The 25650-nt window shown below is 38.0% G+C and carries 24 protein-coding genes and 1 riboswitch; of the genes, 17 read left to right on the top strand and 7 right to left on the bottom strand.

Annotated elements, in window-relative coordinates; genetic code table 11:
- Both ABYK33_RS02070 and putP read left to right on the top strand, forming a co-directional pair.
- Nucleotides 1–1915 (top strand): aldehyde dehydrogenase family protein (locus ABYK33_RS02070; protein ID WP_373031248.1); only part of this gene is annotated, 1915 nt, incomplete at its 5' end.
- Nucleotide 1916: 1 nt separating this feature from the next.
- The gene (putP, locus tag ABYK33_RS02065; protein ID WP_373031247.1) at nt 1917–3386 is read left to right on the top strand and encodes a sodium/proline symporter PutP; all 1470 of its coding nucleotides are present in this window, start codon (nt 1917–1919) and stop codon (nt 3384–3386) included.
- A gap of 92 nt (nt 3387–3478) precedes the next feature.
- Here putP and ABYK33_RS02060 read toward each other — a convergent pair whose 3' ends face one another.
- Nucleotides 3479–3808: a hypothetical protein gene (locus tag ABYK33_RS02060; protein ID WP_373031246.1), complete on the bottom strand. Its 330-nt coding sequence runs from the start codon at nt 3806–3808 to the stop codon at nt 3479–3481.
- A 152-nt stretch (nt 3809–3960) separates the two neighbouring features.
- On the opposite strand from ABYK33_RS02060, the gene ABYK33_RS02055 reads away from it, so the two are divergent.
- The 3 genes from ABYK33_RS02055 to ABYK33_RS02045 are packed head-to-tail and all read left to right on the top strand — an operon-like array spanning nt 3961 to nt 5548.
- Complete coding sequence (locus tag ABYK33_RS02055; RefSeq protein WP_373031245.1) at nt 3961–4476, top strand: YeeE/YedE thiosulfate transporter family protein; 516 nt, start codon at nt 3961–3963, stop codon at nt 4474–4476.
- Entirely contained in the window at nt 4473–5075 is a 603-nt protein-coding gene (locus ABYK33_RS02050) for a YeeE/YedE thiosulfate transporter family protein (protein ID WP_373031244.1), read from the top strand. The genes ABYK33_RS02055 and ABYK33_RS02050 overlap by 4 nt, the downstream gene beginning before the upstream one ends.
- A gap of 26 nt (nt 5076–5101) precedes the next feature.
- The gene (locus tag ABYK33_RS02045) at nt 5102–5548 is read left to right on the top strand and encodes a DsrE family protein (protein ID WP_373031242.1); all 447 of its coding nucleotides are present in this window, start codon (nt 5102–5104) and stop codon (nt 5546–5548) included.
- A 123-nt stretch (nt 5549–5671) separates the two neighbouring features.
- On the opposite strand, the gene ABYK33_RS02040 is transcribed toward ABYK33_RS02045, so the two are convergent.
- Nucleotides 5672–8869 (bottom strand): acyl-[ACP]--phospholipid O-acyltransferase, encoded by a 3198-nt coding sequence (locus ABYK33_RS02040; protein ID WP_373031241.1) that lies wholly within the window; start codon nt 8867–8869, stop codon nt 5672–5674.
- Nucleotides 8870–8908: 39 nt separating this feature from the next.
- Nucleotides 8909–9538 carry an NAD(P)H-dependent oxidoreductase gene (locus ABYK33_RS02035; protein WP_373031240.1) on the bottom strand — a complete coding sequence of 210 codons (630 nt, stop codon included), beginning with the start codon at nt 9536–9538 and terminating at the stop codon, nt 8909–8911.
- Between the two features lie 129 nt (nt 9539–9667).
- Here ABYK33_RS02035 and ABYK33_RS02030 point away from each other — a divergent pair, with 129 nt between their 5' ends.
- Entirely contained in the window at nt 9668–10198 is a 531-nt protein-coding gene (locus ABYK33_RS02030) for a YbhB/YbcL family Raf kinase inhibitor-like protein (protein ID WP_373031239.1), read from the top strand.
- Here the strand turns inward: ABYK33_RS02030 and cutA are convergent.
- Nucleotides 10195–10521, bottom strand: a complete 327-nt coding sequence (gene cutA, locus ABYK33_RS02025) for a divalent-cation tolerance protein CutA (protein ID WP_373031238.1) — start codon at nt 10519–10521, stop codon at nt 10195–10197. The two genes, ABYK33_RS02030 and cutA, sit on opposite strands and share 4 nt — an antisense overlap.
- Nucleotides 10508–10963, bottom strand: coding sequence for a low molecular weight protein-tyrosine-phosphatase (locus ABYK33_RS02020; RefSeq protein WP_373031237.1), 456 nt, complete (start codon nt 10961–10963; stop codon nt 10508–10510). Before ABYK33_RS02020 ends, cutA begins: the two co-directional genes overlap by 14 nt.
- Before the next feature lie 53 nt (nt 10964–11016).
- Between ABYK33_RS02020 and mltB the strand changes: the two genes are divergently transcribed.
- The 9 genes from mltB to nrfD all read left to right on the top strand — a co-directional run bounded on the left by mltB (nt 11017) and on the right by nrfD (nt 20015).
- Nucleotides 11017–12027 (top strand): lytic murein transglycosylase B, encoded by a 1011-nt coding sequence (gene mltB / locus ABYK33_RS02015; RefSeq protein WP_373031236.1) that lies wholly within the window; start codon nt 11017–11019, stop codon nt 12025–12027.
- Between the two features lies 1 nt (nt 12028).
- Entirely contained in the window at nt 12029–12490 is a 462-nt protein-coding gene (locus ABYK33_RS02010; protein WP_373031235.1) for a 23S rRNA (pseudouridine(1915)-N(3))-methyltransferase RlmH, read from the top strand.
- Between the two features lie 15 nt (nt 12491–12505).
- Nucleotides 12506–12862: an RNA polymerase-binding protein DksA gene (dksA, locus tag ABYK33_RS02005; RefSeq protein WP_373031234.1), complete on the top strand. Its 357-nt coding sequence runs from the start codon at nt 12506–12508 to the stop codon at nt 12860–12862.
- A gap of 111 nt (nt 12863–12973) precedes the next feature.
- Nucleotides 12974–14017 (top strand): hypothetical protein, encoded by a 1044-nt coding sequence (locus tag ABYK33_RS02000; RefSeq protein ID WP_373031233.1) that lies wholly within the window; start codon nt 12974–12976, stop codon nt 14015–14017.
- Nucleotides 14001–14954 (top strand): tRNA dihydrouridine synthase, encoded by a 954-nt coding sequence (locus ABYK33_RS01995; protein WP_373031232.1) that lies wholly within the window; start codon nt 14001–14003, stop codon nt 14952–14954. Before ABYK33_RS02000 ends, ABYK33_RS01995 begins: the two co-directional genes overlap by 17 nt.
- Nucleotides 14955–15015: 61 nt before the next feature.
- Nucleotides 15016–15432 (top strand): hypothetical protein, encoded by a 417-nt coding sequence (locus ABYK33_RS01990; protein ID WP_373031231.1) that lies wholly within the window; start codon nt 15016–15018, stop codon nt 15430–15432.
- A 116-nt stretch (nt 15433–15548) separates the two neighbouring features.
- The gene (locus ABYK33_RS01985; protein ID WP_373031230.1) at nt 15549–17966 is read left to right on the top strand and encodes a molybdopterin-dependent oxidoreductase; all 2418 of its coding nucleotides are present in this window, start codon (nt 15549–15551) and stop codon (nt 17964–17966) included.
- A 121-nt stretch (nt 17967–18087) separates the two neighbouring features.
- The gene (locus ABYK33_RS01980) at nt 18088–18765 is read left to right on the top strand and encodes a 4Fe-4S dicluster domain-containing protein (protein WP_373031229.1); all 678 of its coding nucleotides are present in this window, start codon (nt 18088–18090) and stop codon (nt 18763–18765) included.
- The gene (gene nrfD / locus ABYK33_RS01975; RefSeq protein WP_373031228.1) at nt 18747–20015 is read left to right on the top strand and encodes an NrfD/PsrC family molybdoenzyme membrane anchor subunit; all 1269 of its coding nucleotides are present in this window, start codon (nt 18747–18749) and stop codon (nt 20013–20015) included. Before ABYK33_RS01980 ends, nrfD begins: the two co-directional genes overlap by 19 nt.
- Nucleotides 20016–20053: 38 nt before the next feature.
- Here nrfD and ABYK33_RS01970 read toward each other — a convergent pair whose 3' ends face one another.
- A complete protein-coding gene (locus ABYK33_RS01970; protein ID WP_373031227.1) occupies nt 20054–21364 on the bottom strand; it encodes a paraquat-inducible protein A in 1311 nt (436 codons plus the stop codon).
- Between the two features lie 120 nt (nt 21365–21484).
- Between ABYK33_RS01970 and ABYK33_RS01965 the strand changes: the two genes are divergently transcribed.
- Complete coding sequence (locus tag ABYK33_RS01965) at nt 21485–22225, top strand: sulfite exporter TauE/SafE family protein (protein WP_373031226.1); 741 nt, start codon at nt 21485–21487, stop codon at nt 22223–22225.
- Nucleotides 22226–22242: 17 nt separating this feature from the next.
- Nucleotides 22243–25059 carry an excinuclease ABC subunit UvrA gene (uvrA, locus tag ABYK33_RS01960; RefSeq protein WP_373031225.1) on the top strand — a complete coding sequence of 939 codons (2817 nt, stop codon included), beginning with the start codon at nt 22243–22245 and terminating at the stop codon, nt 25057–25059.
- A gap of 27 nt (nt 25060–25086) precedes the next feature.
- On the opposite strand, the gene ABYK33_RS01955 is transcribed toward uvrA, so the two are convergent.
- Complete coding sequence (locus ABYK33_RS01955; protein ID WP_373031224.1) at nt 25087–25470, bottom strand: hypothetical protein; 384 nt, start codon at nt 25468–25470, stop codon at nt 25087–25089.
- A 47-nt stretch (nt 25471–25517) separates the two neighbouring features.
- Nucleotides 25518–25593, bottom strand: a riboswitch (cyclic di-GMP riboswitch).
- Between the last annotated feature and the right edge of the window lie 57 nt (nt 25594–25650).

Here is a 25650-nt window from a genome sequence, read left to right as displayed (position 1 = left end):
ACTGGCACGTCAAACAGCAAAAGAAGATCCGGATGGATGGAGAGATCTGGATGTTAAAAGCCGTCAAAATATTTTAATGAATGTCGCAGATGAATTTAGAAAAGCAAGAGCAGATCTTATTGGTATTGCGGCTGCTGAAGTGGGGAAAGTATTTACGGAGACAGACGTAGAAGTATCTGAAGCTATTGATTTTCTGAATTTTTACCCCTACAGCGTTGATAGAATATCCAATTTAAGCGGTGTACATATTGAAGCTAAAGGGGTTGGACTGGTTATCAGCCCCTGGAATTTCCCTATTGCTATTCCGGCAGGTGGTCTGGCTGCTGCATTGGCAGCAGGTAATACCGTTATTCTCAAACCCTCTTCAGATGCTATATTATGCGGATATAGAATTTGTCAATGTTTCTGGGATGCCGGTGTAAGTAAAAACACACTTCAATTTGTGCCAACAGGTGGTTCTCTGGTAGGCAAACACCTTGTCTCAAATCCGGACATCGACTTTGTCATTTTTACCGGGGGCGATCAAACAGCATACAATATGATAAAAGCAAGACCAAGCATTGCGCTAAGTGCAGAAACCGGGGGGAAGGATGCAACTATCGTAACAGCAATGGCAGACCGTGATCAGGCAGTAAAGAATGTGATAACTTCAGCATTTAGCAACTCTGGTCAAAAATGTTCAGCCACTTCACTTTTAGTACTTGAAAAAGAGGTCTATGAAGATGAAAACTTCAAACGAGCACTAATTGATGCAGCGCAGTCACTTGAAGTTGGTTCTGTGTGGGATTTTAAAAATCGTATCGGTACACTAGCGAACTTACCTGCTGATGACTTAAAAAAATCACTTAGCTATCTTGATAAAAATGAGACTTGGGCTATTGCACCCTCGTATGCAGACAATGAAAACCCTTATATGCTCAAACCCTCTATCAGATGGGGAACACAAAAGGGTGACTTCTGTCACATGAAAGAACTTTTTGGACCAGTACTGAGTGTCATGTGTGCCAATGACCTTAATGATGCCATAGAGATCGTCAATGCAACAGGTTATGGACTCACCTCTGGACTGGAGAGTCTTGACAAACGTGAGCAAGAAATATGGAGAGAGAAATTACTGGCAGGAAATCTCTATATCAACCGTTCTACGACAGGGGCAATTGTAATCAGACAGCCTTTTGGAGGTATGCGTAAGTCTGCTATTGGTTCCGGTAAAAAAGCAGGCGGATTTAACTATGTCTCACAGTTTATGCATATCACTTATGATGAAACAAATATTTATGAGACTTGTTCTGTGGAGTACCTCGATAAACTTGAAACACTTTTGTCCAATGAAAATGAACATTATAATGCCATTGAACTTTCACTTAGAAAAGCCTGTCACTTCTCACTATGGTTAGATATGGAGTTTAAACATGAACATGATTATGCGGGTATACGTGGTGAAAGCAATATTATTCGATACTTACCGGTAAAGAGTGTACTTTTACGTGTGGAAGAGAATGATGATTTGTCTCAAATACTTCCTTCTATTATGGCTATTAAAATGGCTGGAGCAAAACTGCACCTATCATTACCTGAAACATTTGAGAGTGCTGAGCTACTTTGGCTTGAGGTTAAAGCAGCCCTATTGATGGGTGAAGAAAACGATGGTGACGTTATCGTAAGAGAAGATGAAACATCACTGATTAAATCTATGTCAGATGTTGAGCGTATCCGTTTCTTGCAGCCGGAAAATGTATCTGAAAGCATCTATGAAGCTGTTGCAGATCAAGCACTCTATATCGCTTCAGATCCATTTATATCACATGGTCGTATTGAACTGATGCACTATTTTATAGAACAAAGTATTTCAGACAGCTATCATCGCTATGGAAATCTGGGTCAAAAAGGAATACTATCAAAACAAGGGGAATAATATGGAAACACCAGTACTAATATCATTTATAGCATATATGGCCGTTATGGTCGGAATCGGATTTTACTTTTACTTTCAGACCAATAATCTAAGCGACTACGTCCTTGGTGGTCGTGGTTTGGGACCGGGAGTGACTGCACTAAGTGCCGGTGCATCCGACATGAGTGGTTGGCTCTTGCTTGGACTTCCAGGTATGATGTACACAGACGGTTTGGTTGGTGCTTGGATAGCATTAGGTCTTTTACTCGGTGCCTATATGAATTGGCATTATGTCGCTAAACCGCTTCGTGTCTATACACATCATCTGAATGATGCTATTACCATACCTGACTATTTTTCAGAACGCTTTAAAGATGACAACAATATGCTCCGTATTATTACGGCTGTCGTCATTTTACTTTTTTATACGCTCTACACATCATCAGGACTAGTTGGGGGTGCTAAACTTTTTGAAGCCACCTTTAACCTTGAGTACTCAACTGCGTTATGGGTGGGTAGTATTATTATCGTCTCTTACACCTTTTTAGGTGGATACAATGCAGTAAGTTGGACTGATTTTGTTCAGGGGATCTTAATGATGCTGGCTTTGATCATAACTCCTATTGTCGTTCTTTTTGAACTGGGTGGTGTAGAACAAGCCCTACACATAATTGGAAAAGCAGATCCTACCCATTTGGATATTATCAGTGGTAGTTCTGTTATCACTATCATTTCTCTTTTGGCTTGGGGTCTTGGCTATTTTGGTCAGCCTCATATTTTGGTACGATTTATGTCGATTCGTCATCAAGATGAGATGGATCGTGCCAAAATCATCGGTATGAGCTGGATGTTCCTATCGATCATAGGTTCACTCAGCGTTGGTTTTTTTGGTCTTGCGTATGTCATAGGGAACGGTATCGACCTTCAAGACAGTGAAAAGATATTTATCACACTCTCTCAGCTGGTGTTTAATCCTTGGATCGCTGGATTTTTATTGGCAGCGATCCTTGCAGCCATTATGAGTACGATCGATTCACAATTACTTGTCTCTTCTTCCGTGCTGACACGTGATATTTATCATGCTTTGTTGAGAAAAAATGCTTCGAATAAGGAATTAGTTTGGGTAGGACGTATGACAGTCATTATCATTGCAGTGATAGCATGGTATCTCTCTACTGATCAAAACTCCAGTGTATTAAAGCTTGTATCCTATGCATGGGCAGGTTTTGGCGCGGCATTTGGACCATTGATCATCCTTTCACTGTATAGTCGTAACATCAGCAAATATGGTGCCATGGCCGGTATGGTGACAGGTAGTATTGTTGTGATCATGTGGAAACAGCTCGAAGGAGGGATCTTTGATATCTATGAACTTCTTCCCGGTTTTGTCTTTGCTTGGCTGGCTATAACATTACATAGTAAACTATATCCGCAAACATCACAGGAGATACACACAGAATTTGATCAAGTAAAGTCAAAACTTGGAAAATAAAACATCATCATAAAAGAATAATGAGCAGCTATGACTAATAGACTATAAGGTTTAGGAGTCATACTACTATTTCTAAATTTAGGTTGTTCTTTTTAATCATTACAACCATTAGGCGGAACTCCATCTTTTGCATATTTAACTGAATATTCATATATGTCTTTCCACCATTTTTTATCTATTGTTTCTATATTGAGTTTTGGACAAATATTCTTTGCTTCTTTTGGAAAGTTGCCAGTGTCATAAATATTTTCCCACTCTGCTTGCAAATGATGTCTAGCAAACGTTACACTTGAAAATCCACATGTTTTATAGAAATTCTTTTTATATAGGCGTTGACCTTTTTTAACTCCTGCCATAGAACTTGTTGTTATACTGATTGATATTAGTAGTGACATTGCAACTACTCCAATTATTTTTCTCATATTTCTTCTCCTTGATAAGTGTGAATAGAAGTATATATAAAAAACGTTAAGTACAACTTAACGTTTTAATGTATATATAAGAATTATAGCCTTATAATAAAAACGTTAAGTACTACTTGACGTTTTTATTAATTTTTTAAAAAGGATAAATTATGCCTCGTACAATACCTTGGTGGCTTGGTGGCCTCTTAATGGCTTTATTATTTTATTTTACTTTCTCTATATGGGGTGCAGATCGTCCTATAGGTGCATCAACTGGTATGTCATACCTTGCAAATTTAATATTTGATCTAGATACAGAACATTATGAATATGCTGCAATCATAGAAAAATCAGGTGCATGGGAAGCTGTAATGTTGATAGGAGTGTTTTTTGGTGGACTCTTTATGTCCGTAATTGTTACCAAGACATTTCATATAAGTTATATACCTACACTTTGGAAAGAACGAAAAAATAGTTCTGTCCCCTCACGGATGGTTTGGAGTTTCATAGCTGGATTTCTTCTAGTGTTTGGAGCAAGATTGGCTGGAGGTTGTAATGCTGGACATATATTATCTGGCGGGAGTCAACTCGCTATCAGTGGCATGATCTTTGCCATAATAGCATTAGGTACCGGGATGATCACCGGTAGGTTTTTTTATAAAAGAAAAATAAGGAATTCAATATGATTGATCGTATTATTGATATGTTCAATGTTGTAGCAGATCAAGAGCATGGCTCTATTTTAAAGGTACTTCTTATCGGATTTGCTTTTGGAGCTATTATTTTATATTCACGTCTTGACAAGTTTGAAAAAATGGCTGGATTTATGATATTTGAGGATACTTTAGTACCTAGAATGGCTATGACTACAGTTGCCCTTTCAAGTGTGGGTTTTTATTTCCTAGTTCAATCAGGATATGCAACTTTTGATATTAAACCAATAATGCTAGGTGGTCTCATCATAGGTGCGATCTTATTTGGAATAGGCTTGGTCATTTTAGGTAAATGTCCATCAGCATTTTTTGTTTCAGTTTCGGAAGGTCGTATTGATGCATTGGTAGGTGTAGTTGGTGGAATGATCGGTGGATTGACTTTTACTGTTGGATATCCATATATTCAACAGATCATAGGGCCAGATCTAGGCAAAATAAAATTAGATGATTTTTTTATAGGACATGGGTTACTTACTGTTTTAATTGTAAGTGGTACATTGTTGACAGTTGCATTTTTGATACCAACTATAGATTACAAAGATCCTGCTGATGATAATAAGAAAAGTGAGTAACCTATATAATGAGGAGAATAAGTATAATGAAAAAATATATAATTATGATATCGATTTTAGTGAGTTTTGTACAGGCACAAGAGTATAAGTCTGTATTTGACTGTAGTTCAGATAATGCGCGTTTTATAAAGACACGTATGAGTTTGATAGAAAAAACAATGAGTATGATTGAAAAACGTGGTGATAAAGCAAAGTTTGTTGTTACACTTCATGGAGGATGTGTTCCTATGGTTTCTAATCTTTATAATGAAATAGTTCCTGATGAGGATATGCCCTATATTAAGAAGGCACAGGAGAGTATTAAACGTCTAGCAGAAGACAAAAAGGTGAAGATCATTGTCTGTGCTATATCGTTAAATGCAAATGGCATTGAAGAGAAGGAAGTTTTACCTTTTATACAAATCTCTCAGAATAGTTTTATTGATACTATTGGTTTTCAGAATGATGGTTATGCCGTTATGACATTTAAATAATATAGTGTTCTATATCTGGACCAACCAATGGATTTTATCTAAATGGTTAGTCATATATAGATGGAACTATTGGATGATTTAATGTGATATTTACTTTAAGTGCCTTTTATTATTGTACAACTATTATTTTTCAGTTTTTTCAACGCTTCCAAGGTTGAGCATATCAGCACCAACTTTGGAAAAGCGACTATATCTGTCGATTATAAAAATAAATCCATCTTCGTCAAGATGACCCTTATCTCCTGTTTTGTAGTAGCGGACATCGTCTATCTCGACGATGACTTCTGCTGTCTTTTCAGGGTCGTTTAGGTAGCCACGCATGACTTGTGAACCACCAACGATGATGAGGCCATCGGTACCTACAGGTAGTTCTTCCATAGTATCAGGATCGACGATCTTGACGATGGTCCCTGGGATGGCTTGACCTACACTGCCAGCTTTGTTACCTATGATAGGGCGCATTGTGTCAATATCGAGGCGGTCTGGCATGTTGACAGAGATAACAGGAGCTGTTTCGGTAGTGCCGTACCCCTCGAAGATCTCTAATGCAAACTTTTCTTTAAATGCTTGCTTGATCTCATGATTGAGCGTTTCAGCACCTGCGACAACCATTCGGATGTTCTCAAACATCAGAGGGTGAAGTTTATTATTTTGCTCATAAAGATGGAAAAAGGTTGAAGTACCAAACATAATCGTCGCACGATAACGGGCTGCAAGCTTACCGATAGCTACAGCATCTGTCGGATCAGGGGCACAGACCATTGTGATACCCTCACAGAGAGGCAAGAGTGTTGTGACCGTTAAGCCAAAGGAGTGGAAGATCGGTAGTGAGTTGAGAATCACATCGCGATCTTGGAAATTAAGCAATGCAGAGACCTGCTTGATGTTTGACATAAGATTTTTGTGCGTAAGTTCAACACATTTTGGTGTGTCTTCGCTTCTATTGCTAAAGAGGATGATAGCGGCATCCTCTATAGAGACAGACTTAAAGTAGCACATTCTGATGAGCCATGCAGGCATGAGACAGGCTTGGAGGAGAGAGATGACTGTGGCTCTTTTACCAAAGGAGGCTTTGATGCTCTCTACGGTAATGACTTTGTCCTCAACTGTTTGTGCAAAATCAAACCCTTTAGCAGAGAGTTTCTCCATAAATTTCTTCGAACTGATGACCGTGTGAATCTCTGCCTTGGAGATAGCTGCCGACATATCATAGTCATTGAGAGTGTAGTTGAGATTGACAGGGCGTTTACCAAGGACGAGTAGTGCCATATTGACGATAGATCCTACTGCAGAAGAGGGCAGTAATACCCCGATATTGTTTTGCTCTTTGAGGGGGATCTTGAGAGCTTTTATAAAGAGAAGCACGGAAGTGATCATCGATACATTGTTGAGGTCCTGCCCTGAAGTATCGACGATAGAACGTCTGCGGAGTTGTGCTTTGGCACGCGTAAGCCAATGATACTGGAGAGGTTGGAGTTTTTTTATTGATTCCTCCCAAGTTTCAAATGCAAGTGTAGCGACAGCTTGTTTTACCTGTTGTGCTGTAGCATTGGCGGTGAGAGGCTGACCGAAAGAGACGAAGATCTCCCTCTTGCTTGCTCCTTTGCTGATGGCCTTGTAGTGTTCATCAGCACGCGAAAATGTAGAACCCCAAAGTCCATGAAGATAAAACGGAACAACAGGGTGATCACTATCACGGATAGCGAGTTCAAATCCTTTTTTAAAGGTACCTAACTGACCATTGTAGCTAATGCTTCCTTCCGGGAAAAGAGCAACAACTTCACCATTGTCAAGTCTCTCTCTTATTTGGGCGATCGCCCCTCGACTTGATGCACTTGAGATGGGGATGATGTTGAAATTTTTGAGAAACCATCGTAGATACCAACGGTTGTAAATGTTCTTGTCCATGACAAATTTGATCGTACGTGGAGAGGCGATCTGCAGGACAAGCCAATCGATCCAACTGATATGGTTTCCAAGCAGAAGGACACCACCTTGCTGAGGTAGATGACTTAGACCTCTTACTGAGAGCTTATAGCCTGTACGTAAAAGTGGAAACATCAAGATACGGCCAAAGAGGTTAGGGAGTTCACGCATTGCATAAAATGACCCAATAAGTGTAATGAATGCTCCCATTAAAAAGAGTGAAACACTGTCAAATCCAAGCTGGACAAAGGCAATAGAGAGGAGTAAGAAGAGTACCATAATACAAGTTTGGACAAAGTTGTTACCTGCAAGTACGATTCCCATCTCTGATTCTTTGGCAAAAAACTGAATTGTTGCATTGAGCGGTACGATGAAAAGCCCACCAAAAAATCCAAAGAGTATACTGGATAGTCCCATAGTTAAAACTTGAGAAGAAAATGCAAATGAAAGCAAAGAAGCAAAGAGACCTATCGCTGCAAGAGGGATGATACCCACCTCTATATGGAGCTTGGAGATACGCCCTGCGATGAGTGAACCGATGACGATACCAATAGCACTCACGGCAAGGATGGCTTGGATAATAATGGCATTTTCGTCACCCGTCATGGCTTTATAGTGGGCTGGAAAAGCGGCTATAACCAACTGACCTACTCCCCAAAAGATACTCAATCCAAAGATACTCAGCCAAATATTTCTATTGGATCGAACAAGACGTAGGTTTCTTCTGAGATAATCCAGCTTAAAGTATCGTTTGGGCTCAAATTTCTCTTTGAGTTCGTTAGGTTCAAATATCGGAAGTTTAAATGCGAAGTAGCTTTCTATTATTGTAAATACTACAAGTATCCACCCGATAGGCACGATATTTTGGAGGATGAGGTGAGGGGTATTATCACCTGTATAGTACTGCTCAAAGATAACTGAAAAGAGGATTGAACTGAGTAGTATGGCGACGATAGTGAGTGCCTGAATGATACCATTGGCGCTACCGAGATTCTCAATACCGACGAGTTCTTTGATAAGTCCATACTTGGCAGGGGAATAGATTGCACTTTGGATCGCAAGCAGAAAGGTCAAAGCAAAAGCGATCACAAACCATCCTTGAGAATAAGAGAAAGTGATGAATAGTGCCACCACAATGCTACTTAGTGCTGCATAACGGATGACCTTGGTCTTGGCATAGCGGTCAGAGAGGTAGCCGGAAGGTGAAAAGAGCAAGATAAAAGGCAAAAGGATCATCGCGTTGATCAGCGCTGTAAGGACGATAAGTGTTTCGCCCTCATAACTTTTAAGAAGAACATTCTGAATAGTGATCTTGTGTCCTATATCAACAGTGGCGTTGAATAGGAGTATGATGAGATAGGGAATAAATCCTCGGATAGAAAAGAGGGTTTTCATAGGTTTGCCTTTTTTACTTGAAAAACTATTAAGATCTATCTATTTTATAAATTCAACCACTTCGTCAAAAGGCAGTCTTATCTGTGTTGACTGTTCGTTGATCCTGTAACCAAACGGTACGACAACCGCTACTTGGTATTTACTTGTATCTAAGCCTAAAACTTCTTCTACATTTTCTTTTTCAAATCCTTCTATAGGACAAGAGTCTATACCTATAAAAGCTGCAGATGTCATCATGTTTCCTAATGCGATGTAGCTCTGTTTGGCTGTCCATGCGTAGATATTTTCATCAGAACTTAGTGTCTTTTTCAAGTGTTTGGCATAGATATCCATGTAGAAATCTAGAGTTTCTTGAGGCATGTCACGTCTTGTAAATCTCTTTTTAGGCATGCCACTCTCAACTTTGGCATTTTCTATACCTGCAAGTATGATGACCAAGTGAGAACAGGAAGTAATTTGAACTTGGTCCCAGCAGAAAGGTCTGAGCTTCGCTTTTAACGCTTTATTGGTGATGACAAGAAATTTCCATGCTTCCATACCAAATGAAGAAGGGGACTTACGTCCTGCTTCTAAAATGTAATGCATCTCTTCATCACTTATCTTTTTGTTCTCATCAAATACTTTACAAGCGTGCCTAAAATCCATAGCTTTACTAAAATCATTTTGCATTTTTTGTCCTTTTGTTTATATTATTATAGGTTATCTCATATGTCATAGTATGTCAAGCTTTATCTTAAAAGATATAAATAATATTCTAATGTAAATTACCCTATGATAAATAAAAAATAAGGAGAAACTATGAAATATATTTGGATATTGATGATAATAGGCTCATTTTTACAGGCAGATAGTTTTACGTTGGAAAGTGATACGCTCAAAGGACAGATGAGTAAAGCACAGGAGTTTGATGGCTTTGGGTGTAGCGGACAAAATGTCTCTCCTGAACTGCATTGGAGTCATGCACCAAAGGGTACAAAAAGTTTTGCTATCACAGTATATGATCCTGACGCACCAACAGGTAGCGGGTGGTGGCACTGGATGATAGTAAATATTCCTGCTGATACCAATAAGATAGTTGCAGATGCTTCGGCAAAAAAGGCACTACCAAAAGGTGCATTGGAAACAACGACTGATTATGGTTATTCCGGGTTTGGTGGTGCATGTCCTCCACAAGGAGATAAAGCCCATCGTTATGTATTTACGGTACATGCATTAGATGTTGAGAGTTTACCTGTAAAGGCGGAGACTAAGAGTGCAGTGGTAGGCTTCATGATAAATAAACACACCATTCAAAAAGCCTCGATGATCTCTTATTATCAAAGAGATTAAGCCTTTATGGTTTCCTCTTCTATCCATTGAAGATAAAGTGCATTTGCACCTGCTATGGGTACCATAATGATCTCTGGTACCTCATAGGCATGTAATTGTTCAATCTCTGTTTGAATCTTTTCAAAGAGTGACCTTTTCGTCTTCATATGAAGGAGTATCTCTTCAGACTCTGCTATTTTTCCTTGCCACTGATAAGCACTTTGAATGACTGTTGATTGTACACAAGCAATCAGTTTTTTTTCTAGAAGTAGCTGTGTGATGGTATCTGCATTTTCTTTTGAATCTGTGGTAGTAGTAATGATGCAGTAATTAGAGGCTTCCATTTTCTACCTTTGTTATAAAATCTTCTACACATAATGCAAGCATATTATACACATGTTCAAACCCCTCAAAACCATCAAAAAAGTATGGATCAGGTACATCTTCTCCTTGAAAGTTTCCAAAGTCACCCATCAAATGAACATTGTCAAATCCAAAGGCTTCTAGATCGGCCTTGTTTTGTTTATCCATAGCTACGACATGTTTAAATAATGTGATATCCTTCTTTGTGATGGGACGTGATTGTTGTTGATTGATATCAATATTGTATTGATCAGCAATTTTTATAGAATATTCGCAAGGAGCTTCACCCATGTGCCAGTCACTTGTTCCAGCAGAGTCAATGAAAATTTCAAGATTCTTTTTGTTGACCAGCTGCTCTGCAACACCATGAGCGAGAGGACTACGACAAATATTTCCCAAGCATACAAATAAAATACGATTCATAATTCTCCTTTTATTTCTATACTGTACAATAGCAAAAAAATGAGGATAATTTGATGAAAAAAGCAATAACATTATTATTTATACTTACTTTAATGTTATCTGCCAAAGATTATACGAAAAATCCAGAGACTATTTCATTTATGAATAACCTGGTTCACAAATATGACTTTAAAAAAGACGAGCTAGAGAAACTTTTTTCAAATGTAAAAGTACAGAACTCAGCACTGAGTGCCTTCCGCCCAAGAGTAAAGACAAAGAAAACACCGGAGCAGATCGCTGCCTTAAAAAAACGTTATCCTAAATATGGGGCATGGGATCGTTATTCAAAATCTAAAATAAGCGATTCACGTGTACAGAAAGGTGTAGATTTTATTAGACAGCATCAAGAGACATTTGAAAAAGTAGAAAAACAGTATGGTGTGCCTAAAGAATATGTGGCAGCTATTATAGGTATAGAAAGTGCGTATGGGGCCAATGTAGGAAAATACCCGGTATTTGACACGCTGAGTACTTTAGCCTTTGAAAAGAACAGAAGAAACAAGTTTTTTCAAAAAGAATTAATAAAATTCATGCAGCTTTCCAAAACGGAAAAATTTAACCCCAAGAATGTGTATGGTTCTTATGCCGGTGCCATCGGTCTTGGGCAGTTTATGCCAAGCAATTATGAAGCATATGGTGTAGATTTTAATAGTGATGGAAGAGTGACACTTCAGAGAGCAAAGGATGCTATAGCAAGTATTGCAAATTATATCAAACAAAATGGTTGGCAAAAAGGTGAACCTGTTGCTACAAGAGTAGGGTATGAAGGGATGCGCTTTAAGGCTTATGAAACCGGCTACAGAAAAACCTATAGTCGCGCTCAACTCAAAGGTATACGGCCAAAAGTGAAGTGGGATTATTCAGGTAAAGTACGTCTAATTAAACTGAATAGAGAGAAGTATGATGAACTTTGGTATGGAGCAAAAAACTTTTTTGTGATCACCCGCTATAATCACAGTGCCTATTATGCGATGTCTGTGCATCAATTGGCGACAAAGATAGCAGCCAAGATGAAAGAGGAATAATATGAAGATCAATGTAATCATTATCGATAAAAAAGGGAAAGATAACTTATATGCCGGTTTGATAGAACACTATAAAAAGATAGCAAAACCTTTTGCAAAAGTGGAAGTCATTGAAGTTTTTGACAAAGAGATAGCCAAAGCACAAGATATTTCGCCAGAAGCTGCTCAAAAATCCTATACAAAAGCATTTGAAAAATATATGGAATCTAGCATTAACATAGCATTAGATCCCTCTTCTAAAGAGGTAGATAGTCATAAATTTGCAAATTTGCTTAAGGATAGCGTTCAGATAAATCTCTTCATTGGCGGTGCATACGGGCTTGAGAGAGATTTTTTGGATAAATGTAATAATGCAATATCATTTGGTAGAATAACGCTTTCACATAAACTGGTGAAAGTTGTGTTGATGGAACAGATCTTTAGAGGGCTGACTATTAACAATAATCATCCATATCATAAATAAATAGGAAAATATTAGATGCTAACAGAAATAGAGTTAAATGAGTTTCAAAATAAACTACTAGACAGAAGAGTGCAGATAGAAAAAAACCTTAGAGGTACTACTCTTGAGTTAGAGGGAATGAGAGAACTTGAACTCAATGATGAGGGTGATTATGCCGCTGCATCTGCAGAAACTATTGTAGATAGTGCAATTTTAGTGCAACAGCGTAAAGAATTAAACGAAATTGAACTTGCTTTAGATAAAATAAAAGTAAGAACTTTCGGTATATGTGAAATGTGTGAAGAGCCTATAGCAAGAGAACGTCTGGCAGTAAAGAACTTTGCACGTTTTTGTATCACATGCCGAGAGATCAACGAAAAAGAAAGCAAATAGATTTTCTATTTAAAGCAACAGATCATACAAACTCTCTGATAAAGTAAATAGAGGGTTACGTACATTTGATGTTTTACTCTCTTTTCGTAGCTCACATCTTAAGGGGATAAAATGAGACTTGCTCTGTATATTTTTGCTACTTTAGCGCTGATGGCGATTATCGCTGCGTTTACCTACACTGTTAATCCGGATCACTATACGATAGAGTTGATGGGGATTAATTTTAATTTTCCAGTAGCTGTCTGGATTGTTTTGCCTATGCTACTTTTACTCATCTTTACATTGATACATATGTTCTTTTACGGATTGAAGAATTATTTTATACTTAAAAAATGGATAAAAGATGCAGCTACGTTAGAAGATGCGCTTTACTGGTCACTGGTCAATGAACCAAAAGAACAAAAGTATGGAATAGATGTAGTAGGAAATTCTGCATTACTTTTGGGGAAATCATCTATCAATGTTTCTGATAACGTGGAAGGTTTGACACCAAGACTTTCAAGGGTTGTCAATATTATACAAAAAATCAAAAATGGTGAGTATGTTGACTTTAAAGAAGAGAAAATGTCTAAAGTCTTTAATGCAGGTAATCCAATTTTGATACAGAACAGGTTGAATCGTCTAGCGTCAGATGATAAGTTTGTTGAAGAAGTGATGAAGTCTACATCGCAATACTCGGAGGCTGTGCAGGCAGAAGCACTTGAGTTCTTTGCACGTAGAGAGGATTTTGTAAAAGCACATAAATATGCAAAAGTGTTTAACATTAAAAACTTTTTGATCATGCTTGAAAGAGTTACTGTAAAAGATCAACTAGGACTTACTCCTGAGATACTTACAGATTTTGTAAAAGTACTTGATCCTAGTTGCCAAGAATTTATTAAAATTGTTTCAGTGACTAAGAAATATTTTAATCCGGAAGAGAACCTGACACTTTTCAGAGGTTTCCAAGTTGAAAATCCTAAGGCACAAAATGCCTATCTATATCTTCTATTTGAATATGAGCTATTGGAACAGGTTGCAATCTACTTGAATGAACAAGAAGATCATGAATTTATAAAATTTAGAGCACTCTGGCAACTGAAACAAGAAGATACTAAATATAAATTAGAAGATATTATCGATATAGACTCTGTTTGTAATGAAGCTGGACTTTAGTAAACCGCTCTACGCTTTGGCCCCTCTTGCGGGCTTTACCGACCTCCCTTTTCGTTCCGTTGTTAAGAAATTTGGTGTTGATCTGACCATTTCAGAGATGATAAGCTCTAATGCACTAGTTCATAACTCTAAGAAAACATATCGGATGTTGGAGAAGAGTCCTATAGAAGACCCATATGCTATCCAAATAGCGGGTTCTGACCTAGATGTCATTAAGCGAGCAGTGGAAATTATCAATGAAAGAGATGGGATCACAACGATAGATCTAAATTGTGGCTGTCCCGCACCAAAAGTAGTGAACAACCTTCAGGGGTCATCTTTACTTACAGATCTACCTCAAATGGCTAAGGTTATAGAAACGATCAAAAAATACTCTAACAAAGAATATACTTCAGTCAAGTTTCGTTTAGGCTTTAACGAAAAAAACCATGAAGAGATTGCACATATATGCCAAGAATCAGGAGCAGACTACATCGCTGTACATGGAAGAACAAGAGCAGGCAGATACAAAGCAGCTGTAGATTATGATGCGATAGCAGAAGTAAAACAAGCCGTATCCATACCTGTCCTTGCCAACGGTGATATAGACTCTCCTGCAAAAGCGAAATGGGTACTGGAATATACAGGTGCAGATGGCGTGATGATAGGACGTGCAGCGGTAGGCAAGCCATGGATATTTGAACAGATCAAAGAAGGTATGGAAGAACCAACCTCAGAACTTATCAAAGAAGTTGTTTTAGAACATTTTGATCAAATGATAAAACATTATGACAAGTATGGAGCGATTGTCTTTAGAAAAAACCTTCATTCATACTCTAAAGCTGGCTATCAAGGGGCTTCCCTATTTAGAAATGACGTGAACCGGATAGAAGATCCAAAAGAAATGAGAGCGGTGATAGAATCATTCTTCTCCCAACCTCTTCTGCATGAAGTTTGATGTATATCAAATCTATTTGGGATCAATTAGACTATAATCTCTTAAAAATTAGGATTATCTGGTGACCTTTGTTCTTATCAAAACCATTCATCTTTTTGCAGCATTTATATATGGTGGATTTCTTATCATTGACAACCTCTTTTTAGTGCATATTAAAAAATCATATGATGTACAAGAGCATAAACAGATCAGAGAATCATTTATGAAATATGTGCGTAAAGTTGTGCCACCTAGTCTACTTGTGGCAGTCATTACCGGACTGTATCTTATCACACAAGTATTTGGTACGATTGGTGAGGAGGGCATGAATTCATTTCAAGTGATGCTGTCAATCAAAGCTTTCTTAGGTATATGGCTAGGGATAAGAGGTTTTGCACAGGTCTATCTGGGGATTCAACCTCTGGTATTTAAAAGCCATGTTTTACCATTTACTTTTGTCGTCATGATACTCTTTTTGTCACAATTTATGTATGTTTAAAAGAATTTGATACTAAAACTTTTTCTAATCAGTTACACTGTGTTATTATATAAATAATAATTATGAATACATATTGGTTTTATCATTATAATTTGATGGTGTGGGAGATGATGTAAATGCAGGTAGAAGTATCTAGGCGTAGGTTTTTACAGGGTTCAGTGGCATTGAGTATCATAGGTGGCAGTGTTGGTGCATCTTCTATTTTTACAGAAGAAAAAGAAGTCATACCAGAGAGAAAAAAAGTAGCGACACTTTGCGAAATGTGTGTCAATAAATGTGCCGCTTGGGCAGTAGTTGAAAATGGCATCCTCAAAAAATTAGATCCTAATCCCTTGTTCCCAAAATCAAAAAATATGTTATGTGCCAGAGGTGATGCAGGTGTGCATGCACTCTATGATCCTGATAGATTGAAATATCCTTTGATCAGAGTAGGTGAAAAAGGTGATGGCAAATTTAGAAGAGCCACGTGGGAGGAAGCATATGATGCCATTTTAAATGGTACAAAGCTTTTTAAAGGAATGAAACAGATACTTGATGAAGAGAAAGACAATCGTTCTACCTTTGGCTACTGTGCCGGTGAAGGTATGGGAGAACATACATTTAAACAGTTTATGGGTGATATGATCGGTTCGACTAACTTTGTAAACCACTCATCTATTTGTCTTAAAACTACTACAGCCGGATATGCTTTAACTCTAGGGGCCTACGGAAAAGCAGATCTGGAGAATGCTTCTTACGTTATTATGGCAGGGGCAAACAGAGCGGAAGCTATTTTAACGCCTGATACCATGGATATGTTCAAGCGTACCAGAGGAAGAGGGCTTAAACTCATCGTTCTTGACCCTCGTTATACCAATACAGCACAACATGCAGACAAGTGGTTGGGTATTAAAGTGGGTACTGACCTGGCATTTGTTCTTGCGTTGACCTATGTTGTGATCAAAGAAGTACTCTATAATAGAGATTTTGTAACAAAAAATATGAGTCATTTTGAAGAGTATAAGCAACATATTCTCAGTAATAACTATACACCGGAGTGGGCAGAGAAGATAACCGGGATAGATGCTGAGACGATTACTACTATAGCCAGGGACTTTATGGCGAATGCACCTAAAGCTATCTACTACCAGGGTAGACGGACGGCATGGAGTCTGCAGGACTTTCAACTTAGACGTGCACAGGCTATATTCTCTGCTTTAGGTGGCGGTATAGATGTAAAAGGAGGCATTGTTTTTGGGACAAAACTTCCTTTGGGTGAGCATACTGTTGATGTACCTATCTACAATAATGTGAAACAGCGGATCGATAAAAACGAAGCCACTTTTATTGGTCCAAATGGTACATGGATCGGATTTAGAAACATGATAGCTGAAAAACGTACACCTTATCCCTTACGTGCGCTTTTCTCTTATAAGCAAAATCCTATGCAGGCCGTGCCCAACATAGGAAAAACACGTAAAATGTTCAAAAACTTAGATCTGGTTGTCACTATAGATACGATGCCAAGTGATACAGTGATGATGTCTGATGTAGTACTCCCGGAGTGTACGTACCTTGAACGTGAAGATCCGGTAAAATCTTTTGGGGGAGTAGAACCTGCTATTGTATTACGAAACAAGGTTATAGAACCTCTTTATGAAACGAAAGCTCTTTTTGATATTCTCAAAGGATTGAGCCATAAAATTGCAAAACCTCTTTTTGAAATTTCTGCCAAATATGATGAAGCGTTAAAAGAAACACTAGCAGAGGATGGTTTTGATGATACCTTTGAAGACAATAATTTTGATCTTACACTAGCCTTTGAACATACGCAGGAAGAGATAAACAAAGAACGTGTTGTCAGCGAATATGGAGAAGAAGCCTATGAGATGTTAAAGGAAAAAGGTGTCTTTTACCCTCATATGGACAAATATTTTAAACAACTCTCTGAAAATGAATATGAATATTATCCGGAAGATAAAAAATATTATACGACACCGGGCGGGGAAAAACTTGATGCACAGGATACTTGTATAGACGAGAAAGAAATGGCTGCTTTAAAGAAAAATTTTGGCACAAAATCAGGAAAAGTAGAATGTTATTTAACGACTATGGAAGAGAATGGACAAGATCCTATGCCGACCTGGAGAGATGAACTCTATAATGAAGCACCCAAAGGAAAGTTTAAATTTGTAACAGGCAGACATGCGCAACAAACACAAAACTCTACAGCCAATAATGTCATGCTTTTAGATGTAATGAGAGAAAACTATATATGGATCAATAAATCTCAGGCAGATGAAAAGGGCATTAAATATGGAGATATAGTTGAAGTGAAGAGTTCTGTAGGAAAGATACATATCAAAGCCTATCCAACCATTAAGATCATCAAGGATGTTGTTTTTTATGTCCATGGTTTTGGACAAGAATCAACAGGGCTTACCTTTGGGTATAGGAATGGTGCAAGTGACAATATGATCATAGAAGATACGATAGAAAGTGTATTTGGTTCTGCAGCCATGCACGAGACACTCGTTGAAGTCAGAAAGGTCTAGTCCATGAACTACTATAAAGCGATAAGTCGCGTGAGCCAACTGTTGAAGTTGACACAGCGTCAGCGTAGTGAAGATGGGCTTTGCCCATTTTACGTCCAATACAATATCAGAAAGGTATAAAATGAATTTTGCAATGGCATTGGATTATCAGAGTTGTATCGACTGTAAGGCATGTGAAGTAGCATGTAAAGAAGAAAATGGTGTGCAACTTGGTGCAGATAAACAGAGGATATGGGTGACACAATCAGAAAAAAGTATTTTTGGTGAGCCTTTTGTGGCTCTACACCCTTCACAATGTAACCATTGTCTGGATGCACCTTGTGTCGATGTCTGTCCTACAGGATCAAGTTATTTTGCCTTAGGCGGGATCGTGATGACCAACAAAGATACCTGTATCGTATGTAAAGGATGTATGGAAGCATGTCCTTATGACGCTCGTTTTGTAGACGATACACATGTGGCAGTAGATAAGTGTACATTCTGTTATGACACAAGGATCGTTAATGGTGAGATGACCACTGCATGTCAGGCTACCTGTCCAACAAAAGTAAGATTATTTGGTGACATAGATGACGAAGAGTCTGAACTGGTACAGATACTTAAGAAAAGAAAATTTTATGTTTTAAAAGAGAATGAAGGTACGGTGCCAAAACTTTTTTATCTACTACCGGAAAATGATGATTTTTATGCAATGAATTCAGTGGATGAAAATACAAATATCTACACTTGGAAAGAGTTTAAACCCATTATAGAAAAAGCAAAAGCCAAAAGGAGTCCTCAGTGGAAAGTCGTACAGTAGCAGGACTTGAAGTCAATAATGTATCACTCAAAAGTATTTTAAATAATAGGATGATGTACGTTGTTTACGTACTTTTGGCATTCGCCTTATTTGGTGTAATAGAAGTATTTTATGAACGTTATTTTATGCTTTCTGCCAATGCGTTAGATGCAGGATTAGCACCGGGGAGTCGTGAAGTTGCAGAGGCAATGAGAGAGGCGATCTTTGGTTCAGGCGGTGAAGTAAAAAGAGAAGCACCCTGGTCACTGTATATTGTCAACTATATGTATATGATCTATGTGGGATCTGGTATTATATTGTTGGTGGCACTTGCTGAATTGGTTGATATTAAACTGATCAAAAAAACAGCTGCAGGTTTTTTGACACTTGGTCTGGCCATGATCATCGCTGGTTTATTTACTATCATGATGGATCTAAATATCTTACATGTACACTGGATGTTCTTATCACCGCGTTATACTTCAGGTATGTGGCTGATGTTACCATTGTATTTGGTGTATATTCCGCTAGTTATTTTTGAGATCTATTTATTACTCAGTCATCATGAACACTGGGCAAAAAAAGTGGCGTTACCTATTCTTATACTGAGTCTTCTCATTGAATTTGTAGAGTTTTATGTACAGGCAAAATTGTTTGATATGAATACAGCGCGACATTTATGGACAACCTACCCATTGTTACCGTTGTATTTTATGGTTTCCTCATTTGTAGCAAGTGCGGGAGTCATGGTTTTATATACGTACTTGATCTACCGTAATACAGACAGGTCAGAATGCGAAGACCTTATGCATTTAATACAAAAAATCACGCTTTATTCAGTGATCGCACTGGGAGCCTATGAAGCAACGGCCTATTTATTTATAGATAAAAAGTGGGCTGAGATCATTTTATTTGGTGATTTCAAATTTTATTTTTATGCCTATCTTATCTTAGCTGTAGCACTACCTTTTGCTCTTCTATTTAAAGATTATACGAGTAACTTTGTGAAAGTTATTGCTGGTATTTCCGTCATTGTAGGAACCTACTTGGGGAGAATGATCTTTGTTTATGGGGGGAACGCCTATCCTATGAGTGACAGGTTTGGTGTTGGTTTTGAGAAATACAGTGAGTATGAACCTGTCAAAGATGTGATCTTTTTCATGCCTCCATTGGGAGAAATAGCTATTGTTATTGGTTCTTTAGGGATAATTATAGGAATCTATCGGATCGTTGATGCCTACCTATCTGTGTCACTGATGCGAGAGCATTAGGTTTTACAGAGGGTAGAGATTCTCATCTATATCTATGATCACGATTCTTTACGTGATCTTTCTACGAGTATAGAGAGCACAAAACTGGTAAATACAAAGCCTACAAAGAGGAAAAATCCAACCTGTAGTTCTGTACCGTTAGATGTAATGACATTGACAGGTGCGCTTTGTTCTGTCAGTTTTTTTAACTCATTTTCTATCATACTGTCAAGTCCTAAGTATGCCATAAATATGGAAACGACCATCACATCCGCCATAGACCATTTTGTAGAACGCAATGCGAAGAAACGTACAATGGCATTGTTCCCTATAAAACTTCTGCTATAAAAGTATAGATACGTAGAGATAAGTTTTAAAGTCGGGAAAATGATACTGAACATAACCAACAATACTCCCACAAAGATCATCTTTATCTCATCAGATTCCAGCAATAACTGGACAAGGTCAGAAATACTTTTGCTTTTAAAAAAAATGATCTGGTCTGTAAAAGTAAGGGGTTTTTCCAGTATTATGAAGTAGAGTTTATTTATTTTAGCTTCAATATCGAGCATAGGCATAAAAAGACCGGCAATTAACAAGGCAGTACTTGTCACTGAAAGTAAGAGTAGGGAAATAGACTTTAGTATGGTTCCCTGAAGTAGAATAAGTATGATCAGGATAGCAGCCATGGATAAGATAACTATGGTATAAAAGTCCATCTCCTCTGTTTTTTGTTCAAGTTTTGTATCTAAAAGAGTACTGCATGTCTCAAAGTCATTACATTGATAGAATTCGAGTATTTGATCGTATCCGCTCATATCAATAGGGTCAATATTCGTTTTCATGAATTGATGCAGTTTGTCTTTCATGACCGCTTTGAGGACCGCTTGATTTGCGGGTTTTTCTAGTTCAGTCATCACAGCATTAGTATATTGAGGTACTTTTTTTCTTAAGTTTCTAATATCGACAAGCTCATCAGTGATCATTTGTTTGGTATCACCTAAGATACTTTTAAAAAAACCTCTTTTTCTTTCATTGTTTCTTCGTACTGTTTTATCTGCTTCTACGATGAGTGTATCTATAACTGTTTCTACATATTTTTTGATCTCTTCACGACTTGTTGAAGTAAAGTCAAATTCATCAATCTTTTGATTAAAGACAGTTGAGATCTTGGCTGTCCATACGTTAGAGTTTAGGAGACCATATTGCAAGCTGTGCAATTCTTCATAATCTACTTTTAAATGTTTTGCCTCTTTACCTGTTTCGAGAAGATGTGTTATCGTATAAATCATTGAAGAGAGTAGAAGAACACTCAGGATTATCAACCAATATGAAAATATTTTTTTAATGTTTTGTGTAATAAATGCCATTTCCCATACTTCCTACATTGATTTTCATTATTTTAGTTTTATATACTATGAGTATAGCTAAATTAGTGTAAACATTAAGAAAAATGTTATAATTTCAACTTAATTTTTGGAGTAGTGGAAATGATTATAGAACTTATACTGGTTGGTGTCTTTATCGGTACTATGTCAGGCTTTTTTGGTATCGGTGGCGGTATGATTCTTGTACCTATACTTTTGGTACTTGGTTTTGACACTAAAGATGCCATTGGTATTTCCATTATGCAAATGGTATTTAGTTCTATTTATGGTTCATTTCTGAACTTTAGAAAAGGTTCACTCGTCATCGGTGAGGGTATCTTTGTAGGCTTTGGGGGCTTTGTGGGTGGATATATCGGTGGATATGTTACACAGTATATCTCAGATATAGTCCTGCAGTTTCTCTTTCTTGGACTATTGGTCTTTGCACTCTTTAGACTTTTTTTCTCTAAACATCATGAGGATGATGGAAAGACTAAGACCCTGAATAAAGCATTGCTTTTTGGTATCGGTCTGGGGATTGGTATCTTCTCTATCACTCTTGGTATCGGGGGGTCTATTATACTTATTCCGCTTTTGGTGGGATTACTGCATTACCCTATAAAAAAAGCGGTGAGTGCAGGGCTATTTTTTGTGGTCTTCTCATCAGTAGCAGGAATGATAAGTCGGCTCAGTACCGGGACGATAGACTTTAACAATGGCTTGGCTGTGGCTGTGGCTTCACTGGTGGGAGTGGCATTGGGTATCTGGCTCAAAGACCATGTCACTTCCAAAAATCATAAGATGGCACTTTTGGCACTGTATATGTTTGCTTTGGTCATTTTGATAAAAAAAATGTGGTTTTAATAAGATAGGATAAAAGAATGAAAAAAGATATGATAAGAGTCTATGGCGCAAAAGAAAACAATTTAAAAAATATAAATATAGACATCCCTAAAAACAAATTGGTAGTAGTGACCGGTATCTCAGGATCAGGTAAATCTACTTTAGCCTTTTCAACACTGTATGCTGAAGGGCAAAGACGTTATATAGAGTCACTCTCCTCTTATGCAAGACAGTTCCTTGGACGTGTTGGGAAACCAGATGTCGATAAGATAGAGGGATTGACACCTGCTATCGCAATTGACCAGAAAACAACATCTAAAAACCCTCGGTCTACTGTAGGAACTATCACTGAGATCTATGATTATCTTAGACTGCTTTTCTCCCGTATAGGTGAGCAGCATTGTCATGAGTGCGGAAAGCCTATTTCTTCAATGTCTGCTTCAGATATTATTGAAGAGGTTCTGAAACTTCCTGATGGCGCAAAGCTTATCATCATGGCACCGTTGGTTAAAGAGAAAAAAGGCAGCTTTTCAGACATGCTGGAGTCTCTTCGTCATAAAGGCTACATCCGTGCGATGATCGATGGTGTGATGGTACGCCTTGATGATGAGATAGAACTTTCTAAAACCAAAAAACATACCATTAAAGTGGTTGTTGACAGAGTAGTTGTGAAAGAAGAAAGCCGTGACCGTATAGGGCAGGATGTGGAGAAAGCACTCAAAGAGAGCTACGGTGAGATGGAGATAGAAGTACTTAACTTCGAAGAGATGGATCTCGATAGACAGCATATCCATTACTCTGAACATTTGGCATGTTTTGATTGTAAGCTTAGTTTTGAACCTTTGGAACCGGTCAGTTTTTCTTTTAACTCCCCCAAAGGTGCCTGTCCTACCTGTGATGGACTTGGGATCCGTTATGCGATAGACTTAAAGAAAGTGATAGACTCTGAGCTTTGTATCGATAAAGGTGCAGTGAAGATCATGTATGGTTTTAACAAGAGTTACTATACCAAGTTCCTCAATGCTTTTTGTGAACAAAATGATATAGACATCAAAACCCCTTATGGCGAACTTGAATCACATCAACAAAAAGCCATACTTTATGGAAATGGGACTACGGTAGACTTTTTATGGAAACGTCATAAACTCAAACGTGAGTGGCCAGGTGTGGTCAAGTTTGCACATGATATGTTCAAAGAGGAGAAAGATCTTTCTGAATATATGACAGAGAAAGTGTGTGACAAGTGTGATGGACACCGTCTCAGACCACGTTCTTTAGCGGTAAAAATAGAAGGTAAAAATATTGCTGATATCATTGATATGCCTATAGAAAAATCGTATGCTTATTTTTCAGACAAAGAGAGTTTTTCACATTTAACTGAACAGCAAAAGATGATAGCCGAATCCATACTGAAAGAACTGTATGAAAGACTTTATTTCTTACATGATGTGGGATTAGGATATATCACACTGAGTCGTGATGCAAGAAGTATTTCAGGAGGAGAAGCACAGCGTATACGTATCGCTTCACAGATAGGCTCAGGGCTTACGGGTGTAATGTATGTATTGGATGAACCAAGCATAGGACTTCATGAACGTGATACTATGAAGCTCATACGTACACTCAACTCTTTACGTGAAAAAGGAAACTCGGTCATCGTTGTAGAACATGACAAAGAGACCATTTTGGCAGCAGACTATATCATTGATATCGGTCCTGGAGCTGGGGAGTTCGGGGGTGAAGTGGTTTTTGCTGGAGATGCAAAAAAACTTGAAAAAGCTAAGACACTGACGGCTGATTATATGTATGGTAGAAAGGTGATCTCTTACTCTCATGATAACCCTCAAAAAGAGTGGATAGAGATCAAAAATGTTACATTGAATAATATTGTGAACCTTGATGCGAAGATCCCTTTACAAAACTTTGTATGTATCACCGGTGTAAGTGGTAGTGGAAAAAGTTCACTAATCCTTCAAACCTTACTTCCTGTGGCAAGAGAACTACTTAACCATGCCAGAAAGGTCAATAAAGTCGATGGTGTTGAGATCACTGGGCTTGAGAAACTCGATAAGGTCATCTATCTTGATCAGAGTCCTATAGGAAGAACACCACGTTCAAACCCTGCAACCTATACAGGGATCAGGGATGAGATACGTAAACTCTTTGCACAAACCAAGGAAGCAGAACTCCGTGGCTATAAGATAGGACGTTTTTCTTTCAATGTTAAAGGCGGTCGTTGTGAGAAGTGTCAAGGAGACGGGCAGATCAAGATAGAGATGCACTTCTTACCTGATGTACAGGTAAGTTGTGATGCTTGTGATGGGACACGTTACAATGCACAGACACGAGAGGTATTGTACAAAGGTAAATCTATCTCAGATGTGCTTGGTATGAGTGTAGGTGAAGCATTGGAATTCTTTAAAGCAATTCCTGCGATTGCTGTGAAACTCAAAACATTGACAGATGTAGGACTTGACTATATTACTTTGGGACAAAATGCAACGACACTTTCGGGTGGAGAAGCACAGCGTATTAAGCTGAGTAAAGAATTGAGTCGTAAAGATACGGGTCAAACACTTTATATTTTGGATGAACCTACTACAGGACTTCACTTCGCAGATGTGGACAGACTTACGGGTGTGTTACACCACTTGGTAGAATTGGGTAACTCAGTGGTGGTCATAGAGCATAATCTTGATATGGTTAAAAATGCAGACTACATCATAGATATGGGACCAGAGGGTGGAAATAAAGGTGGACTTATCATCGCTACAGGATCACCTGAAAAACTGGCCAGAGAATATAAAGAGACAGGTTCTTATACGGGTGAATATTTGCTGAAAGAGTTAAAGTAAGAGAGTGTTGGAAACAGTATCGGCAGGTTATGGTCTACGAAACTGTTTTGAACTTGGTTGTCGATTTGCATTGGCAAAACCAAGAGACATTTTGATGATCCAAAGAATGATAAGCCCTGCTATAATTTCATATCCTATAGCCCATGTTAACATAAAAGAAGACTCTTCATTAAGAGATAAAAAGAGTTCTGGTGACCCTTCTGCAACATAAAAGAAAAGAAACATTAGACCAGCTATATAGGGGAGTGTAACAAAGTATATGGCTATAAATATTTTTTCATAACCTTCAGGAAAGAAGAGAGGTGTTTCGGCTAAATCAACTTCTTTTTGAGCAAAGTTTTTAGGTGATCTTATAGGACCTTCACGTTTTGGATGTGCCATTGTAGCATGCATTGTACGATTGTTGTTCATAAATTACTCCTCTACCTAATACAACTCAAATATTTTGAGTGTTTAATTTGAGTAACCCGGCTGTCTAACAGGAGATCCGTAGCTTTCCGTCCTATCTTCGCAAATAGTTTGGCTTTATTAGTTTCTCTAAAAAAAGTATTATAACGAAAAAATGTCAGATTTTTGTCAACTAATTATTAT

The sequence above is a fragment of the Sulfurovum sp. genome (assembly GCF_041562805.1).
Taxonomy (GTDB): Bacteria; Campylobacterota; Campylobacteria; order Campylobacterales; family Sulfurovaceae; genus Sulfurovum.
This window is presented reverse-complemented; position numbering and strand designations above follow the sequence as displayed.

Excerpts from the sequence above, each read along its gene's own strand:
- putP (WP_373031247.1), top strand. The coding sequence starts at position 1,917 with ATGGAAACACCAGTACTAATATCATTTATAGCATATATGGCCGTTATG.
- ABYK33_RS02060 (WP_373031246.1), bottom strand. The coding sequence starts at position 3,808 with ATGAGAAAAATAATTGGAGTAGTTGCAATGTCACTACTAATATCAATC.
- ABYK33_RS02055 (WP_373031245.1), top strand. The coding sequence starts at position 3,961 with ATGCCTCGTACAATACCTTGGTGGCTTGGTGGCCTCTTAATGGCTTTA.
- ABYK33_RS02050 (WP_373031244.1), top strand. The coding sequence starts at position 4,473 with ATGATTGATCGTATTATTGATATGTTCAATGTTGTAGCAGATCAAGAG.
- ABYK33_RS02045 (WP_373031242.1), top strand. The coding sequence starts at position 5,102 with ATGAAAAAATATATAATTATGATATCGATTTTAGTGAGTTTTGTACAG.
- ABYK33_RS02040 (WP_373031241.1), bottom strand. The coding sequence starts at position 8,869 with ATGAAAACCCTCTTTTCTATCCGAGGATTTATTCCCTATCTCATCATA.
- ABYK33_RS02035 (WP_373031240.1), bottom strand. The coding sequence starts at position 9,538 with ATGCAAAATGATTTTAGTAAAGCTATGGATTTTAGGCACGCTTGTAAA.
- ABYK33_RS02030 (WP_373031239.1), top strand. The coding sequence starts at position 9,668 with ATGAAATATATTTGGATATTGATGATAATAGGCTCATTTTTACAGGCA.
- cutA (WP_373031238.1), bottom strand. The coding sequence starts at position 10,521 with ATGGAAGCCTCTAATTACTGCATCATTACTACTACCACAGATTCAAAA.
- ABYK33_RS02020 (WP_373031237.1), bottom strand. The coding sequence starts at position 10,963 with ATGAATCGTATTTTATTTGTATGCTTGGGAAATATTTGTCGTAGTCCT.
- mltB (WP_373031236.1), top strand. The coding sequence starts at position 11,017 with ATGAAAAAAGCAATAACATTATTATTTATACTTACTTTAATGTTATCT.
- ABYK33_RS02010 (WP_373031235.1), top strand. The coding sequence starts at position 12,029 with ATGAAGATCAATGTAATCATTATCGATAAAAAAGGGAAAGATAACTTA.
- dksA (WP_373031234.1), top strand. The coding sequence starts at position 12,506 with ATGCTAACAGAAATAGAGTTAAATGAGTTTCAAAATAAACTACTAGAC.
- ABYK33_RS02000 (WP_373031233.1), top strand. The coding sequence starts at position 12,974 with ATGAGACTTGCTCTGTATATTTTTGCTACTTTAGCGCTGATGGCGATT.
- ABYK33_RS01995 (WP_373031232.1), top strand. The coding sequence starts at position 14,001 with ATGAAGCTGGACTTTAGTAAACCGCTCTACGCTTTGGCCCCTCTTGCG.
- ABYK33_RS01985 (WP_373031230.1), top strand. The coding sequence starts at position 15,549 with ATGCAGGTAGAAGTATCTAGGCGTAGGTTTTTACAGGGTTCAGTGGCA.
- ABYK33_RS01980 (WP_373031229.1), top strand. The coding sequence starts at position 18,088 with ATGAATTTTGCAATGGCATTGGATTATCAGAGTTGTATCGACTGTAAG.
- ABYK33_RS01970 (WP_373031227.1), bottom strand. The coding sequence starts at position 21,364 with ATGGCATTTATTACACAAAACATTAAAAAAATATTTTCATATTGGTTG.
- ABYK33_RS01965 (WP_373031226.1), top strand. The coding sequence starts at position 21,485 with ATGATTATAGAACTTATACTGGTTGGTGTCTTTATCGGTACTATGTCA.
- uvrA (WP_373031225.1), top strand. The coding sequence starts at position 22,243 with ATGAAAAAAGATATGATAAGAGTCTATGGCGCAAAAGAAAACAATTTA.
- ABYK33_RS01955 (WP_373031224.1), bottom strand. The coding sequence starts at position 25,470 with ATGAACAACAATCGTACAATGCATGCTACAATGGCACATCCAAAACGT.